Source organism: Bosea sp. NBC_00550, from assembly GCF_026020075.1.
GTDB lineage: Bacteria > Pseudomonadota > Alphaproteobacteria > Rhizobiales > Beijerinckiaceae > Allobosea.
The window spans coordinates 3,239,605-3,255,375 of record NZ_CP102772.1 but is presented as its reverse complement, the minus strand read 5'-3'; the positions used below and the strand labels follow the sequence as shown (position 1 = coordinate 3,255,375).

Here is a 15,771-nt window from a genome sequence, read left to right as displayed (position 1 = left end):
TCCCGAACGTCGTCAGCCTATCCCCAGCAGCGCACGATTGGCGGCAAGGTCGATGCCGCTGGCGGCGAAATCATCGAAGGCCCGCGCGGCGACATTGATCAGGTGGCTGGCAATGAAGGGCGCTCCTTCCGCTGCTCCCTGCTCGGAATCCTTGATGCAGCATTCCCATTCGAGCACGGCCCAGCCGTCGAAATCATGCTGTGTCAGCTTCGAGAAGATCGCCCCGAAATCGATCTGGCCGTCGCCGAGGGAACGGAACCGCCCGGCACGCTGCGCCCAAGGCTGAAAGCCGGAATAGACGCCCTGCCGGCCGCTCGGATTGAACTCGGCGTCCTTCACATGGAAGATGCGAATGCGCTGGTGATAGATGTCGATGAAGGACAGGTAGTCGAGCTGCTGCAGCAGGAAATGGCTGGGGTCGTAGAGGATGTTGCAGCGCGGATGGTTGCCGACCTGCTCCAGGAACATCTCGAAGGTGATGCCGTCGTGCAAATCCTCGCCCGGATGCAGCTCGTAGCAGAGGTCGACGCCGGCCTCGTCGAAAGCATCGAGGATCGGGCGCCAGCGTTTGCCCAGCTCTTCGAAAGCAGTCTCGACAAGCCCGGCCGGCCGCTGCGGCCAGGGGTAGATGAAGGGCCAGGCCAGCGCGCCGGAGAATGTCGCATGGGCTGAAAGCCCGAGTTTCCGGGAGGCCTTTGCGGCCAGCCGCAATTGCTGCGCCGCCCATTCCTGCCGGGCCTTCGGATTGCCGCGCACCTGCGGGGCGGCGAAGCCGTCGAAGGCGAGATCGTAGGCCGGATGGACCGCGACGAGCTGGCCCTGGAGATGGGTGGAGAGTTCGGTCAGCGCGACGCCGGCCTCGCTGAGAATGCCTTGCACCTCATCGCAATAGGTCTTGCTCTCGGCCGCGCGCGCGAGGTCGAACAGCCGTGCATCCCAGCTCGGAATCTGGACTCCCTTGTAGCCATGCCCCGCGGCCCAGCGGGCGATACTCGCCAGGCTGTCGAACGGCGCTGCGTCGCCGGCGAACTGGGCGAGGAAGATCGCCGGTCCCTTGATCGTCTTCATCCCCTGATCCTCCCGAATGATCTCGGCGAATCCCGCTGCAACGGGATTCGCTTTTCGGTAGCGGACCGCGATTGGCGGCGAATGTCGAGCGCCACGCGCCGAGGCGGCAAGGGAGGGGCGCGGGCAGGCCTCCGCGCTATTGCGCGGCCTTGATCAGTTCCTTCGCGATGATGGTGCGCTGAATCTGGTTGGTGCCCTCGTAGATCTGGGTGATCTTGGCGTCGCGGTAGAGCCGCTCCACCTCGAAACCGCGGATATAGCCGGAGCCGCCGAAGATCTGGACGGCGTTGGCGGTCTGCGCCACCGCCATGTCGCTGGCGAAGCATTTCGCCATCGAGGAGGCGGAGGTCGCGGGTTTGCCGTGATCGATCAGGAGCGCGGCGCGCTCGGTCAAGGCGCGGGCGGCGGCGATGTCCTTGGCCATATCCGCCAGCATCCATTGCAGGCCCTGATTGTCGAGGATCGGCTTGCCGAACTGGCGCCGGTCGCGGGCATAGCCGAGGGCGGCCTTGAGCCCGGCCTGCGCGATGCCGGTGGCGAGCGCGGCGATGCCCACGCGGCCCTTCTCCAATACGCTCATCATGATGTGGAAGCCGCGCCCCTTAGGGCCGAGCATGGCCTCGCGCGGGACGGTGACGCCGTCGAAATTGAGCCCGCCGACCTGGCTGGCGCGCTGGCCCATCTTGTGCTCCTTCGGCCCGCGCGAGACGCCGGGCGCATGGAGGTCGACCAGGAAGATGCTCATGCCGCGATGGCCGGCGGTGGGGTCGGTCGAGGCCAGCACGAAGCCGAGATCGGCGACCGGCGCGTTGTGGATCCAGAGCTTGCTGCCGTCGATGACGTAGCCATCCGCCGTCTCGCGCGCGGTGGTGCGGACGTTGGATAGGTCGGAGCCGGCCTCGGCCTCGGTCAGGCAATAGGCGATGCGGGTCCTGGCGGCGATGATGTCAGGCAGGCGCCTGAGCTGTTCGGGCGTGCCGTAGCGGGTGAGCAGCGTGCCGATCAATTCGACGACGCCGCATTGATCGGCGATCGAGGCATAGCCGCGCGACAATTCCTCCATCACGATCGCATAGGCGAAGGTGTCGAGCCCGGCGCCGCCATACTCCTCCGGCACGGTGATGCCGAACAGGCCGAGCTCGCCCATTCGGGCGTAGATCTCAGCGGGAAAGGTCTCGTCGCGGTCGAGATCGGCGGCGACGGGTTTGACGACCTCTTCGGCAAAGCGCCGGGCGGTCTCGCGGATCTGGTCGTAGATCTCGATGTCGAGCAGGGGGGCATGCATGGTGCGTTCCTTCCCTCAGGCGACGCCGTTGAGGGCATATAGATGCGCCATGCGGCGGGCCGCCAGATCCGGATCGACGAAGAGCCGGGACCGATCGGCGAGGCGGAAGAGATCGGCATAGTGCAGGATGCCGCGCGCGGATTCGGCGCCGCCGACCATGCGGAAATGGCTCTGGAAGCTGTTGAGCCAGGCAAGGAAGACGACACCGCATTTGTAATGCTGCGTCGGCGCCTCGAAGAGCTTGCGCGAGAGCGCGACTGTGGGATCGAGGATGGCGTGGAAGCCGGCCCGGTCGCCCGCCTCCAGCTTCGCGAAGGCCGCGGCGGCGGCCGGGGCGATCGGGTCGAAGATGCCGAGCAGCCCGTGCGAGAAGCCCTGCGCGTCGCCTGCGATCAGCTCGGCATAGTTGAAGTCGTCGCCGGTATACATGACGACGCCCTCGGGCAGGAGGCGCCGCATCTCGATCTCCTTGCCGGCATCGAGCAGCGAGATCTTGATGCCGTCGATCTTTGCGGCGTGCTCGCGGATCAGGGTCAGCACCGTGTCCATGGCGGGGTGGAAATCACGGCTGCCCCAATAGCCGGCGAGCGCGGGATCGAACATCTCGCCGAGCCAGTGCAGGATCACCTTGCCGCGGCACTGGCGGATCAGCCGGCCGTAGACGGAGAGGTAGTCGTCCGGGCTTTTCGCGACGCGGCAGAGCGCGCGGCTCGCCATCAGGATGATCCTGCCGCCATGCTTCTCGACATGGCCGATCTGCTCCTCATAGGCGCGGATGACCTCGTCGAGGCTACGCGCGGCCTGCGGATCGAGCTGGTCGGTGCCGGCGCCGCAGGCGAGATCGGCGCCGGGCGTCGTCTTGGCCTCGGCGAGAACGCGGGAAATCAGTTCGGCGGCATTCGGCCAATCCAGCCCCATGCCGCGCTGCGAGGTGTCCATAGCCTCGGCGATCTTGAAGCCGAGACCCCAGAGGTGGTGGCGGAAGGCGAGCGTCGCGTCCCAATCCACGGCCGGGATGCGCCAGGGCTCCTGCAGCTTCAGCGGGTCGGCGACGACATGGGCGGCGGCGTAGACGGTGCGGACGCCATTGGCTGGAGCGGTGCGGGGATAAGGGGAGGGCGGCGCCAGCCGGTAGCGCTCGCTGCTGCCGTCCGCGCGGGGCAGGGTAATCTCGGCCATCGCTTCCTCCGGTGTAATTTATTGGAACGTTCCAGTTCAAGAACGCCTTTCCAGCCTTATACAAGGGCATAAAATCATTTGAAAGAGGGATATTGCATTGTTTTCGTAAGACTGATAATGGAACGTTCCATAAGAAAAAACACAAGATGCTTCAGGGATGAAACGATGTCGCAGCCGAAAGGCAGCAAGGGGAAGGTGACGATCATCGAGATCGCGGACGCCGCAGGCGTCTCGAAATCGACGGTCTCCCTCGTCCTCACCGGGCGCGGCAGCGTCAAGCCCGAGACGCGCCGGCAGGTCCAGCAGGCCATGGACCGGCTGGGCTATGTCTATAATCGCGGTGCCGCCAACCTGCGCAACGCGCAATCCCGCATCGTCGGCCTCGTCCTCAACGATCTCTCAAACCCGTTCTTCGCCGAATTCGCGATCGGCGTGGAGAAAGTCCTGCAGATGGCAGGCTATGTCGCCTTCATGGCCAACACCGCCGAGAGCGTGGTGCGGCAGGACCAGGTGATGCGCATGATGCGCGAGCATGGTGCCGGCGGCATCATCCTCTGCCCCGCGCTCGATACCCGCCCCGAGCATCTCGACTGGGCCCAGGCCGCCGATACGGCGTTGCTGGTGGCGATCCGCCGCCTGCCGGGCGCGCAGGCGGGCTTGGTCGTGCCGGAGAACGTGGCGGGCGGCAGCCGGATCACACGCCATCTGATCAATCTCGGCCATGAGCGCGTCGCCTATCTCGGCGGCATGAACTCGATGGTCGTCCGGCAGGAGCGGCATCGGGGCTTCCTCACCGCAATGGAGGCCGCCGGCCACGCGGTCGATCCGGGACTTAATCTCGAAAGCATGCCGACGCGCGACGGCGGCTTCAGCGCGATGGGCTCCGTGCTTTCGCTCAGCGACCGGCCGACGGCGGTGGTCTGCTACAACGACGTCGTCGCCATCGGCGCGATGCTGGCCGCGGCGCGGCACGGGCTCGTCGTCGGCCGCGACATCGCGATCGTCGGCTTCGACGACACCAGCGAGGCGCGCCATGTCTCGCCGGCGTTGACCACCATCGCCATCGATGCCGTCGGGCTCGGCGAGCGCGCCGCCGCGATGCTGCTGAAACAGATCGCCGATCCCGCTGCGGAGCCGGAAACCTTCATCGGCTCCGCCAATCTCGTCATCCGCGAATCCTGTGGCGCCTATCAGCGCGCGCTGGCCGCCGCCGGCTGAAACGTTCACCCAGAGACAAAAACCATGGCCTTTCCCCGCATCCTCTCCGCCGACGAAGCCGCTGCCCTGATCCCGGACGAGGCGATCGTCACCGTCTCGTCCTCTTCGGGTCTCGGCTGCCCCGACGCTGTGCTGGCGGCGATCGGCCGGCGCTTCGACGCTTCGGGCCATCCACGCAACCTGACGACGCTGCATCCGATCGCGGCCGGCGACATGTGGGGCGTCAAGGGCATCGACCATCTGGCCAAGCCCGGCCTGCTGGCGCGGATCATGGGTGGGTCCTACCCGTCCGGCCCGTCCTCGGCCGAGCCGCCTGCGATCTGGAAGATGGTCACCGGCGATGAGATCCCCGCCTACAACATCCCGAGCGGCATCCTCTTCGACATGCATCGCGAGGCCGCGGCAAAGCGGCCGGGCGTGCTGACCAAGATCGGCATGGACACCTTCGTCGACCCCAAGCACCAGGGCTGCGCCATGAATGCGCGGGCCGCGGCGGAGCCGATCGTTACCCGCGTGGAGTTCGATGGCGATGACTGGCTCTATTTCCGCAGCATCGTGCCGAAGATCGCGATCATCCGCGCTACCACGGCCGATGAGCGCGGCAACCTTTCCTACGAGCATGAGGGCGGCCTGCTCGGCCCGCTCGATCAGGCGCTGGCGGTGCGCAACAATGGCGGCATCGTCATCGCGCAGGTGAAGCGCGTGGTCGAGGCCGGCAGCCTCAACACGCAAGCGGTCTTCGTGCCCGGCATCCTCGTCGATGCGATCGTCGTCGCGCCCGACCAGATGCAGACGACGCAGACCGTCTATGACCCGGCGATCTCCGGCGAGGTGCGGCGGCCGCTATCGAGCTTCGAGACGCCGGCCTTCGACGTCGCCAAGGTGATCGCGCGGCGCGTGGCGAAGGAGCTGCGTTACGGCGACGCGGTCAATATCGGCTTCGGCATCTCGGCCAATGTCCCGCGCATCCTGATCGAGGAGGGCCAGCACGGCGCCGTCACCTGGGTGATCGAGCAGGGTGCGGTCGGCGGCGTGCCGCTGCTCGAGTTCCAGTTCGGCTGTGCCTCCAATGCCGAGGCGATCGTGCCCTCGCCCTATCAGTTCACCTATTTCCAGGGGGCGGGCTTCGACATGTCGCTGCTCTCCTTCCTGCAGATCGACAAGCAGGGCTGCGTCAACGTCTCCAAGCTCGGCGTCAGGCCGCATGTCACGGCCGGCGCCGGCGGCTTCATCGATATCACCGCGCGGGCCAAGCGCATCGTCTTCTCCGGCTATTTCAGCGCCGCGGCAAAGCTCGCCATCGCGGATGGCAAGCTCGTCATCGAGACGGAGGGCAAGGTGAAGAAGCTGGTCGATGCGGTCGAGCACATCTCCTTCTCGGGGCCGCGCGCCGTCGCCCAGGGGCAGGACGTGACCTACATCACCGAGCGCTGCGTGATGAAGCTGACGCCGGAAGGTATCGTCGTCACCGAGATCGCGCCCGGCGTCGATCTGGAGCGCGATATCCTCGCCCAAAGCGAGTTCCCGCTGCTGGTGCCGCAAACGCCGAAGCTGATGGACGCGGCCTTGTTCGATGAAGCCCTGATCGGCCTCGAAGTCCCGGCGAGGGCGGCATGAGCGACCCGGTCCGCCTCGACATCGCCTCCGGCATCGCGACGATCACACTCGCGCGGCCGGAAAAGCTCAACGCGCTCGACGACGTCATGGTCGGTTTGCTCGGCCGCTTCGCCGATGCCATCGACGCCGATCGCTCGGTCCGTGCCGTCATCTTGACGGCCGAAGGCAAGGCCTTCTGCGCCGGCGGCGACATTGTCGCCTGGGGCGGATTGTCCCCGCTGGAGATGGGGCAGGGCTGGGTGCGCGCCGGCCACCGCGTCTTCGACAAGCTGGCGCGGATGAAGCCGCCGGTCATCGCCGCGATGAACGGCCATGCGCTGGGCGGCGGGCTCGAACTCGCCGTCACCGCCGATATCCGCATCTGCGAGGTTCAGGCCAAGATCGGCCTGCCCGAAACCGGGCTCGGCATGATCCCGGGCTGGTCCGGCACGCAGCGTCTGGTGAAGCGGCTGGGCGGACAGGTTGCGAGGAGGCTGGCTCTGACCGGCGAAATCGTCACGGCCGAGACGGCGCTCACACTCGGAATCGTCGATCAGGTCGTCGAGAAGGGCGGAGCGCTCGCGGCTGCGCAGGCCATGGCCGAGCGCATCAGCCAGCGCGGGCCGGTGGCGAACCTCGTCGTCAAGCAGCTCATCAACGCTGCCGAGAACGAGGATAGCGCCGCGATCATGGAGACGCTGGCGAGTTCGCTCGTCTCATATACCGAAGACGTCAAGGAAGGCGTCGCCGCCTTCCAGGAAAAGCGCACGCCGCTCTATCGGGGGGAATGAGATGACGCGTCCCGTCGCCCTGATCACCGGCGCAAGGCGCGGCATCGGCCGCGCCATCGGCGTCGCACTCGCCAAGGTCGGCCATGACATCGCCTTCACCGACATCGCCGAGGACGAGGCCGTCGCCGAGGCGTCGAAGCTTTTCGAAGAGGCCGGAGCCGCGGCGCGGTTCTTCAGGCATGACGTCGCCGCGGTCGAGAGCCATGCCGCCCTCGTCGCGGATGTGAAAGCCGCCTTCGGCCGGCTCGATCTCTTCGTCTCGAATGCCGGCATCGGCGCGCCGGTGCGCGGCGACATGCTGGAGATGACGCCGGACAGCTTCGACGTCGTCATGGACGTCAATCTGCGCGGCGCAGCTTTCCTCAGCCAGGAGGTCGCAAAGGCGATGCTCGCGGGCAAGGCGGAGCGGCCGGCAATGGTCTTCGTCACCTCGGCCAGCACGGAGCTGGTCTCGATCGACCGGGCGCAGTACTGCGTCTCGAAGCTCGGCCTCTCGATGTGGGCGAAGGCGCTCGCCGTCAGGCTCGCGCCGGAGGGCATCCCGGTCTTCGAGGTGCGGCCGGGCGTGATCCGAACCGACATGACCGCGAAGGTCGCAGCGAAATACGATGCGCGCATCGCCGAGGGGTTGATCCCGGCCGGGCGCTGGGGCGAGGGCGAGGATGTCGCCGCCGTCGTCGCCGCCCTGAGCAGCGGGCAATTCGCCTATGCGACAGGGACGGTGATAAACGCCGATGGCGGCTTGCTGATTCCGCGATTGTAGGGATTCTGCGGCACGGCCGAGAGAAGCCGGTGCCCGAGCCGGCCGGGAGGATTGGGATGAGGATGGCGCATGAAGGCATTCCTGCTTTCGCCGCCCCATATGGGCGGTCCGCATGAGCTATGAGTTCGATTTCGCCGACGTCTTCGCGGCGTGGCCCGAGCTGCTGCAGGGTCTGTTCAATTCGCTCGTGCTGTCGGCGGTGGCGATGGCGATCGGCATGGTGGTCTCGATCGCGGGTGCGCTCGGCAAGACCTCCGGGCCGAAATGGCTGCGCTGGATCATCGACGAATATATCGAGCTGATCCGCAACACGCCGTTCCTGATCCAGATCTTCATGATCTATTTCGGCCTGCCGTCGATGGGCCTGAAGATGTCCTCGAACACGGCGGCACTGCTGGCGCTGGTCGTCAACGTCGGCGCCTACGGCATCGAGATCATCCGCGCCGGCATCGAGAGCATCCAGAAGGGGCAGATCGAGGCGGGCAAGTCGCTCGGCATGCGGCCGCTGCAGATCTTCCGCTATATCATCCTGAAGCCGGCGATCCAGGCGATCTATCCCTCGCTCACCAGCCAGTTCATCCTGCTGATGCTGAACACCAGTGTCTGCTCGGCGATCGCGGCCAGCGAGCTGACGGCGGTGGCGGGCGACATCCAGTCGCGCACCTTCCGCAGCTTCGAGGTCTATTTCGTCGTCACATGCATGTATCTCGGCCTGTCCGTCTTCTTCTGGACAGCGTTCGCCGGGATCGAGCGCGCCTTCCTGCGCAAGCCAACCCGCTGAGGCCCCGATGCGCGTACTCGGACAAGCCGACATCATCTACATCCTCATGGCGGTGCGCTGGACGCTGCTGTTGTCCTTCGTCGCCTTCCTCGGCGGGGCGCTGGGCGGCCTGCTGGTGGCGCTCGCCCGGACCGGCGAATTCAAATGGCTGCGGATCGCCTCGGCCGGCTACATCAAGGTCTTCCAGGGCACGCCGCTGCTGATGCAGCTCTTCCTCGCCTTCTTCGTGCCGGGGCTGTTCGGCTGGTCGGTCGATCCCTGGACGGCGGCGGCGCTGGGCCTGTCGCTCCATGCCAGCGCCTTCCTCGGCGAGATCTGGCGTGGCGCGATCGAGGTGGTGCCGCGCGGGCAATGGGAGGCGGCGACTTCGCTCGGCCTGCCCTATGCGCCGAAGATGGCGCTGATCATAGCCCCCCAGGCGGTCCGGATCGCGATTCCGCCGACGATCGGCTTCCTGGTGCAGCTGATCAAGGGCACGTCGCTCGCCTCGATCATCGGCTTCGTCGAGCTGACGCGTGCGGCGCAGATCATCAACAACGCCACCTTCCGGCCCTTCACGATCTTCGCGCTCGTCGCGCTGGTCTACTACATCATCTGCCGGCCGCTCTCGGCCTACAGCAAGAGAATGGAGCAAAAGCTCCTCGTCGCCGCGCGCTGAGCCTGCTCGGAACGCGTTGATGCAATACCAGCCTACCCTCAGAGGAGAACGTCCCATGTCCCTGTTTAAATCGATTTGCCGTCGCGGCTTCGGCGCGTTGGTCTTCGCCGGCCTCGCCGCTGCCTCGCTTGCCCCGGCTCACGCCGCCACGCCCGAAGAGATCAAGGCGCGCGGCAAGCTGATGGTCGGCGTTCTCACCGACTATCCGCCCTTCGGCGGCACGGACGCCCAGCAGCAGCCTGCCGGCTACGACGCCGATGTCGCAGCGCTGCTCGCCAAGTCGCTCGGCGTGAAGCTCGAGCTCGTGCCGGTGACCGGCCCGAACCGCATCCCCTATCTGCTGACCAACAAGGTCGACGTGCTGATCGCCACCTTCGGCATCACCGCCGAGCGCCAGAAGCAGGTGCTGTTCTCTAACCCCTACAGCACGCTGACGATCTATGTGCTCGCGCCCAAGAGCGTGAACGTCAAGACGCCGGAAGACCTGAAGCAGGTCACGATCAGCGTCGCCCGCGCCTCGACGCAGGACACCGCGATCAGCGCCGTCGCCCCGCAGGGCACGCCGCTGAAGCGCTATGACGACGATGCGACCGCGCTGCAGGCGCTGATCTCCGGCCAGGTCCAGGCGATGGGCGCGAGCAACACCATCCTCGCCCAGCTTCTCAAGGACTATCCGCAGCTCAACATCGAGCCGAAGATCACGCTTCGCGAGCAGGCGAACGGCATGGCCTTCCGCAAGTCGGATACGGCGCTCGCCGAGTACTCCAACAAGTTCATCGCCGAGATCGAGGGCAATGGCGAGCTCTCGAAGATCAACCAGAAGTGGTTCGGCATTCCGCTGACCAAGCTGCCGGCGATGCCGCAGTTCTGATCCTGCAAGACATGCGCCCGGCCCCGGCCGGGCGCATCCCAAGGGCTTTCGAGAGCCTGCCATCCAGAACGGTTTTTGCCCGATGTCCGCGACCGCCCCTTCCGCCGACCATGAGATCGGCGACGTGATGATCGAGATGCGCAAGGTCGACAAGTTCTATGGCGACTTCCACGTTCTGCGCGATATCGACCTGACCGTGTCGCGTGGCGAACGCATCGTCGTCTGCGGCCCCTCCGGCTCCGGCAAATCGACGCTGATCCGCTGCCTCAACCAGCTCGAAGAGCACCAGAAGGGCGAGATCGTCATCGACGGCACGACCGTCCATGCCAAGCTCAAGGGCATCGAAGATATCCGCCGCGAGATCGGCATGGTGTTCCAGAGCTTCAACCTGTTTCCGCATCTGACGGCGCTGGAAAACTGCACGCTCGCGCCGATGAAGGTGCGCGGCATTGCCAAGGCGGAGGCCGAGGCGAACGCCCGCAAGATCCTGGAACGCGTCCATATCCCCGAGCAGGCGCACAAATACCCGGTCCAGCTCTCGGGCGGGCAGCAGCAGCGCGTCGCGATCGCGCGTTCGCTCTGTATGAACCCGAAGATCATGCTGTTCGACGAGCCGACCTCGGCGCTCGATCCCGAAATGGTCAGTGAAGTGCTCGACACCATGGTGGAGCTCGCGGAGAGCGGCATGACCATGATCTGCGTCACCCATGAGATGGGCTTCGCCCGCAAGGTGGCCGACCGGGTGATCTTCATGGATGCCGGCGAGATCGTCGAGGTCGCGCCGCCCGAGCAGTTCTTCTCGGCGCCGCAGAGCGAGCGGACCCGCAAGTTCCTCGGCCAGATTCTGCACGCGCAGGCGCATTGAGCCAGCCCATGCGCGATCTGTCGCCTGCCGGCCTGCAGCGCTGGACCCATGGAACGCTGATTCCGGCCTGGATCGAACGTTCGGTTGATCGCAAGGCCGGCGGCTTCATCGAGGAGTTCACGCCGGACGGACAACCCGTTGCGGCACCGGATCGCAGCGCGCTGACGACGGCGCGGCTGGTCTACACCTTCAGCCATGCTGCCCGGCTGAGCGGAGACAAAGCGGCGCTGGAGGCCGCGCAGCACGGCTTCGCGCTCTTGCTGAAGGCGCATGAGGCCAATGGTTACGTGCCGAAACGTTTCCGGCCCGACGGAGCCGTAAGCGTACCGCGCCGCGATCTGTACGATCTCGCCTTCGTGTTCTTCGCCTGCGCGCATTATCACCGGGCCACCGGAGACGCGGCTGCGCTGCGCCTCGCCGGGGCGACGATGGACCTGATCGAAAGCGAGCTCGCCGCTCCGCTCGGCGGCTATGCGGAGGATGATCTCGGCGCGCTGCCGCGCCGCCAGAACCCGCATATGCACTTGCTCGAAGCCTTCCACGCCCTGGCGGAAGCGACGGGCAATCAGCGCTGGTTCGACGCGGCCAACGGCATCGTCCAGCTCGCGGCCGAGCGCTTCATCGACAGTAATGGCACGCTCGGCGAGTTCTTCGGCACGGACTGGCAGCCCGTCGCGGGCGATCCGGGGCGGCTGCGCGAGCCCGGTCACCAATTCGAATGGGTCTGGCTGCTGCATCATCACCATCGGCTGACCGGCTGGGAGAAGGCGCCCGCGCTCGCGGAAGGGCTTTATCGTTTCGGGCTCGCGCAGGGCCTCGATCGCGACCCCGCCTATCCGCCGCTGGTGCTGGATGGTGTGGGCCCCGAGGGTAGGATCGTCGCGCCGACGAAGCTGCTCTGGCCGCAGACGGAATTCATCAAGGCGCTCGGTGCCCGCGTCGAATTCGTTGCGGACGAGGACGCTGCGGCGAGCCTGCCGCGCCATGTCGAGCTGATGTTCCGCCACTTCATCGATCTGCGGACCGGGCTCTGGCACAACCAGCTCGACCGTGCCGGCCAGCCGTTGCCGGTATCGCTGCCGAGCCGCGTCCTCTACCATCTCTTCCTGTGTCTGGCCGAGACGCTGCGGGTCATGCCGCCGCATCCGGCTTCGCATGGGGAAGTCGGCGATGGAGCAACAGCGAACTGACCCGGCCGGTTTTCCGGTCGTCCGCGATGCCAGCGGCGCCTTCGTGATCGATGCGGAGCGGATCGCTGCCCGCTTCGGCTGGTCGTCCGCGGAATGGCTGGGCATGCAGCGCCGCGGCCTCGTGACCAGCCGTGTCGAGCGCGGCGAGGCCGAGGATCACGGCCGTTGGCGGCTCTCCGTGCATTGCGGCAACCGCCGCTGGTTCGCCATCGTCTCTGAGGACGGCGCCGTGATCGAGGAAAAGCTCGACTTCCTGCCGCCCCCGCCGCATCGCGGCCGCAGCCTCCGGGAGGGCTGAGACCGGCGGCTGTGTCTCTTAGCGCGCGGCCTCGACCTCGCGCAGGCAGATATTCAGCCGGTCGAGGATCATGTCGACATCATCGGCTTCGACCGTCAGCGGCGGGCGGATCTTGAGGATGTTGTCGGCCGGGCCCTCGCGCCCTACCAGGATGCGCATGTCGCGCAGGCGGTTCATGACATGGGCGGCCGCATCGGTTGCGGGCTCCAGCGTCTCGCGATCCGTGACCAGCTCCAATCCGAGGAAGAGGCCGATGCCGCGGACGTCGCCGACGCAAGGGTACTGCTCGGCGAGCTCGCGCATGCCGGCGAGCAGCTTGTCGCCCATCGCCTTGGCATTGGCCGAGAGCCCGTCATCCTCGACGATATCGAGGACTTCCGAGGCGATACGGCAGGAGAGGTTCGAGCCGCCGAAGGTCGAGAAATACTCCGGCCCCTCGGCGAAGCGCTCGGCGATGGCGCGGGTAGTGATCACCGCGCCGATCGGGTGGCCGTTGCCGAGCGGCTTGCCGAGCACGACGATGTCCGGCCGCACGGCCTGCTGCTCGAAGCCGAAATAATAGTCGCCGAGGCGGCCAAGCCCGGTCTGGACCTCGTCGGCGATGCAGATGCCGCCGGCGGCGCGGATGCGCTCGTAGACCGCGGCGAGATAGCCGGGCGGCGGGATGATCTGGCCGCCGACGCTCGGGAAGGTCTCGGCGATGAAGCCGGCGACCTTGCCCCCGCGCTCCGCGATGGCCTTGAGCGCGCCGTCGACCTGCTGCGCATAGTGCAGCGCCCGGCTGGGATCGTCGCGGCGGAAGCGGCCGCGATAGTCGTCGGCGACGTCGACGAGCTGTACCCAGGGCTTGCGGCCGCCCATATTCGGTTTGTTGAACTTGTAGGCGGAGATGTCGATCGCGCCGGTGGTGTTGCCGTGATAGCCGTGATCGGGCGTGACGATGTCGTAGCCGCCGCTGGCGGCGCGGGCGAGGCGCAGCGCGAGCTCGTTGGCCTCCGAGCCGGAATTGACGAAGAAGCAGATTTCCAACTCCCCAGGCAGCTTCGCGGTGAGGCGCTCGGCCAGCGCCATCGGCGCGGGATGCAGATAACGCGTGTTGGAGTTCATCCGCGCGAGCTGGTCCATCGCCACCTTGCGGATGCGCGGATGGGCATGCCCGACATGCGGCACGTTGTTGTAGGCGTCGAGATAGGGCCGGCCCATCGCGTCGAAGAGATGGTGGCGCCAGCCGCGCAGGAAGGTGATCGGCCTGCTGTAGCTGAGCTTGAGGTTGGCGCCGAAGCGGGCCCTGCGCTCGGCGAGCAGTGCGGCCTCGTCGATTGCGCGGTAGGCGACGACTTCGTCGGGCAGGTTGAGCAGTGCGGCGGGGTTCGGGCAGATCGACTGCCACAGCGCCCAATCGTCGGGATCGGCGACGCCCGGCCAGTCATGGCCCATGCCGTCGAGCGTCAGCGCGAGCTGGAAATGCAGATGCGGCTCCCAGCCGCCATTCTCCTCGGCCGGGCCGAGTGTGGCGAAGGCCTCGCCCGCCGCGATCTGCTGGCCTTGCTTCAGCTTCGCGGCGCCATCGGCGGCGAGGTGGCCGTAGAGCGTGTGGAAGACGTCGCCCTCGGGCGTGCGATGCTCGAGGATGACGACGCCGCCATAGTCGAGATGGCCTTTGCGGTTCTCGGTCAGCGCGACGCGGCCGGCGAGCGGTGCGCGGACCGGTTCGCCGGCCGGCGCGAAGACATCGATGGCCATATGGATGGTGCGGCGGTTCGAAGCGAGCCAGCGACCCTTGCGGAAGGCCTTGTCGGTATAGACCAGCCGCGGCTCGCCATATTGGCCGAGCCACCATTCGGAGGCGATGCCGATGGCCGCCCCGAGGTTCCGGGCCTCGTCAGCACGCATGCTGAACGGGTTCTGCGGAACCGTGGCCTCGGCGACGGCGAGCGAGCCGACCGCCAGGCCGTCGAGCGCGCGGCCGAGCACAGGCGCGAAGCTGCCGCGCTGTCCGGCGATCCAGCTTGCGATGCGGCCGGCTGCGTCGGTGACCGGCAGGCCGCAGGCATTGCGCAGGCGAGCACCCATCAACTCGCCGTCGATGGCCGGATTCTCCAGCAGCCGCCAGGCCGGCGCCTGCGAGATCGTGACATAGGGATCGTCCGGGCGGCCCCTGGCCTCGATCGTCGAATTGACGACGCTGACGGCCAGCCGCATCCGGACGAGCGGCCAGATCAGCCCGATCTCCTCGGCGCTCAGGGCTGAGACGGAGTGATAGCCGGCGACGAAGGCGGCGAGCGCCGCTTCCGGTGTTTCGTGGTCGAGGATGGCATAGGCGGCGGCGATGGCGATCTCGCAGACGCGCGGGCCGGTGGTCATGTCGCCGAAATCGATCAGGCCGCTGATGCGCGTGGGCTCGCCGAGGCGTGGCTGGACGAGGATGTTGAAGTCGTTGAGGTCGTTGTGGAGGGTCTGCCGAGGCAACTGGTCGAGAGCAGGCTGCAAGGCCTCGTAGGCGGCGACGATCGCCGCGACGAGCGCGCGACGTGGGCCTTCGAGCACATCGAGATGCGGCTTGATCCAGCCCGCCTGGGTCAGGTCCCATTTCGCCGCATCGGGCGAAGCCGTGACCTTGAAATCGCGCAAGGCGAGATCGAGCCGCGCGGTCAGCGCGCCGAACTCGGAGAGGACGGCGGGCGGCTGCGGCCCGGCTTCGCCCATCGGGATACCCTCGAAGGCGCGCTGGACCCAGACCATGCGCTGGCGGCCCTCAGTGTCCGCGACGTTCTGCCAGAAGCGTTTGCCTTCGGCCGGCAGGAGCCGTGGCAGCGGCAGCGTCGGATCGGCGGCGAGCGCGTGGCTGATCGCTGCGCATTGCTGGTCGACGAGCGCGGGCTCGCCGCTGGGACGCATCGCCTTGACGATCACGTCACCCTGCGCGGTCCGGCCACGGAAGTTGAGATCGTATTCGCCACCGAGCTGTCGGAGAGCGCCGACGACACCGAAATCATTCGCGATGTCGCGCAACCAGTCATGCTTCATCTCAAATCTCCCAGCCGTCCCCCTTGACGAGCCCATTGGCCTGCCGGGGGATGCGTCGAACCGTTCACGTCGGCCTGACCGACGTCGCGTTATCAGCGAAAGGACCGGCGACGATATCCTCCGCGAGGAGGATTGCTTCTGCCATTGCGGCCGCGATTTTCTTCAGTCAAGGCGGCGGCGC

Annotated in this window: 14 protein-coding genes; 10 read left to right on the top strand and 4 right to left on the bottom strand. The window is 66.8% G+C overall.

Annotated elements, in window-relative coordinates:
• Positions 1-12: 12 nt before the first annotated feature.
• The 3 genes from NWE53_RS15670 to NWE53_RS15660 all read right to left on the bottom strand — a co-directional run bounded on the left by NWE53_RS15670 (position 13) and on the right by NWE53_RS15660 (position 3,532).
• Entirely contained in the window at positions 13-1,068 is a 1,056-nt protein-coding gene (locus NWE53_RS15670; protein WP_265050308.1) for a sugar phosphate isomerase/epimerase family protein, read from the bottom strand.
• A 136-nt stretch (positions 1,069-1,204) separates the two neighbouring features.
• Complete coding sequence (locus NWE53_RS15665; RefSeq protein ID WP_265050307.1) at positions 1,205-2,353, bottom strand: acyl-CoA dehydrogenase family protein; 1,149 nt, start codon at positions 2,351-2,353, stop codon at positions 1,205-1,207.
• Positions 2,354-2,368: 15 nt separating this feature from the next.
• Positions 2,369-3,532: a dihydrodipicolinate synthase family protein gene (locus NWE53_RS15660; protein ID WP_265050306.1), complete on the bottom strand. Its 1,164-nt coding sequence runs from the start codon at positions 3,530-3,532 to the stop codon at positions 2,369-2,371.
• Between the two features lie 165 nt (positions 3,533-3,697).
• On the opposite strand from NWE53_RS15660, the gene NWE53_RS15655 reads away from it, so the two are divergent.
• The 10 genes from NWE53_RS15655 to NWE53_RS15610 all read left to right on the top strand — a co-directional run bounded on the left by NWE53_RS15655 (position 3,698) and on the right by NWE53_RS15610 (position 12,563).
• Positions 3,698-4,750 carry a LacI family DNA-binding transcriptional regulator gene (locus NWE53_RS15655; protein ID WP_265050305.1) on the top strand — a complete coding sequence of 351 codons (1,053 nt, stop codon included), beginning with the start codon at positions 3,698-3,700 and terminating at the stop codon, positions 4,748-4,750.
• A gap of 24 nt (positions 4,751-4,774) precedes the next feature.
• Positions 4,775-6,367, top strand: a complete 1,593-nt coding sequence (locus tag NWE53_RS15650) for an acyl CoA:acetate/3-ketoacid CoA transferase (protein WP_265050304.1) — start codon at positions 4,775-4,777, stop codon at positions 6,365-6,367.
• Positions 6,364-7,137: an enoyl-CoA hydratase/isomerase family protein gene (locus NWE53_RS15645; RefSeq protein WP_265050303.1), complete on the top strand. Its 774-nt coding sequence runs from the start codon at positions 6,364-6,366 to the stop codon at positions 7,135-7,137. Before NWE53_RS15650 ends, NWE53_RS15645 begins: the two co-directional genes overlap by 4 nt.
• A 1-nt stretch (position 7,138) precedes the next feature.
• The gene (locus NWE53_RS15640) at positions 7,139-7,900 is read left to right on the top strand and encodes a 3-ketoacyl-ACP reductase (RefSeq protein WP_265050302.1); all 762 of its coding nucleotides are present in this window, start codon (positions 7,139-7,141) and stop codon (positions 7,898-7,900) included.
• Positions 7,901-8,012: 112 nt separating this feature from the next.
• Positions 8,013-8,681: an amino acid ABC transporter permease gene (locus NWE53_RS15635; protein ID WP_265050301.1), complete on the top strand. Its 669-nt coding sequence runs from the start codon at positions 8,013-8,015 to the stop codon at positions 8,679-8,681.
• Between the two features lie 7 nt (positions 8,682-8,688).
• Positions 8,689-9,339, top strand: a complete 651-nt coding sequence (locus NWE53_RS15630) for an amino acid ABC transporter permease (RefSeq protein ID WP_265050300.1) — start codon at positions 8,689-8,691, stop codon at positions 9,337-9,339.
• A 55-nt stretch (positions 9,340-9,394) separates the two neighbouring features.
• Complete coding sequence (locus NWE53_RS15625; protein ID WP_265050299.1) at positions 9,395-10,210, top strand: transporter substrate-binding domain-containing protein; 816 nt, start codon at positions 9,395-9,397, stop codon at positions 10,208-10,210.
• An 82-nt stretch (positions 10,211-10,292) separates the two neighbouring features.
• The gene (locus tag NWE53_RS15620; protein WP_320109513.1) at positions 10,293-11,075 is read left to right on the top strand and encodes an amino acid ABC transporter ATP-binding protein; all 783 of its coding nucleotides are present in this window, start codon (positions 10,293-10,295) and stop codon (positions 11,073-11,075) included.
• 8 nt (positions 11,076-11,083) lie between these two features.
• Positions 11,084-12,265: an AGE family epimerase/isomerase gene (locus tag NWE53_RS15615; protein WP_265050298.1), complete on the top strand. Its 1,182-nt coding sequence runs from the start codon at positions 11,084-11,086 to the stop codon at positions 12,263-12,265.
• Positions 12,246-12,563, top strand: a complete 318-nt coding sequence (locus tag NWE53_RS15610) for a DUF6522 family protein (protein ID WP_265050297.1) — start codon at positions 12,246-12,248, stop codon at positions 12,561-12,563. Before NWE53_RS15615 ends, NWE53_RS15610 begins: the two co-directional genes overlap by 20 nt.
• Positions 12,564-12,581: 18 nt before the next feature.
• On the opposite strand, the gene NWE53_RS15605 is transcribed toward NWE53_RS15610, so the two are convergent.
• Positions 12,582-15,590 (bottom strand): aminotransferase class III-fold pyridoxal phosphate-dependent enzyme, encoded by a 3,009-nt coding sequence (locus NWE53_RS15605; RefSeq protein WP_265050296.1) that lies wholly within the window; start codon positions 15,588-15,590, stop codon positions 12,582-12,584.
• Positions 15,591-15,771: the final 181 nt, after the last annotated feature.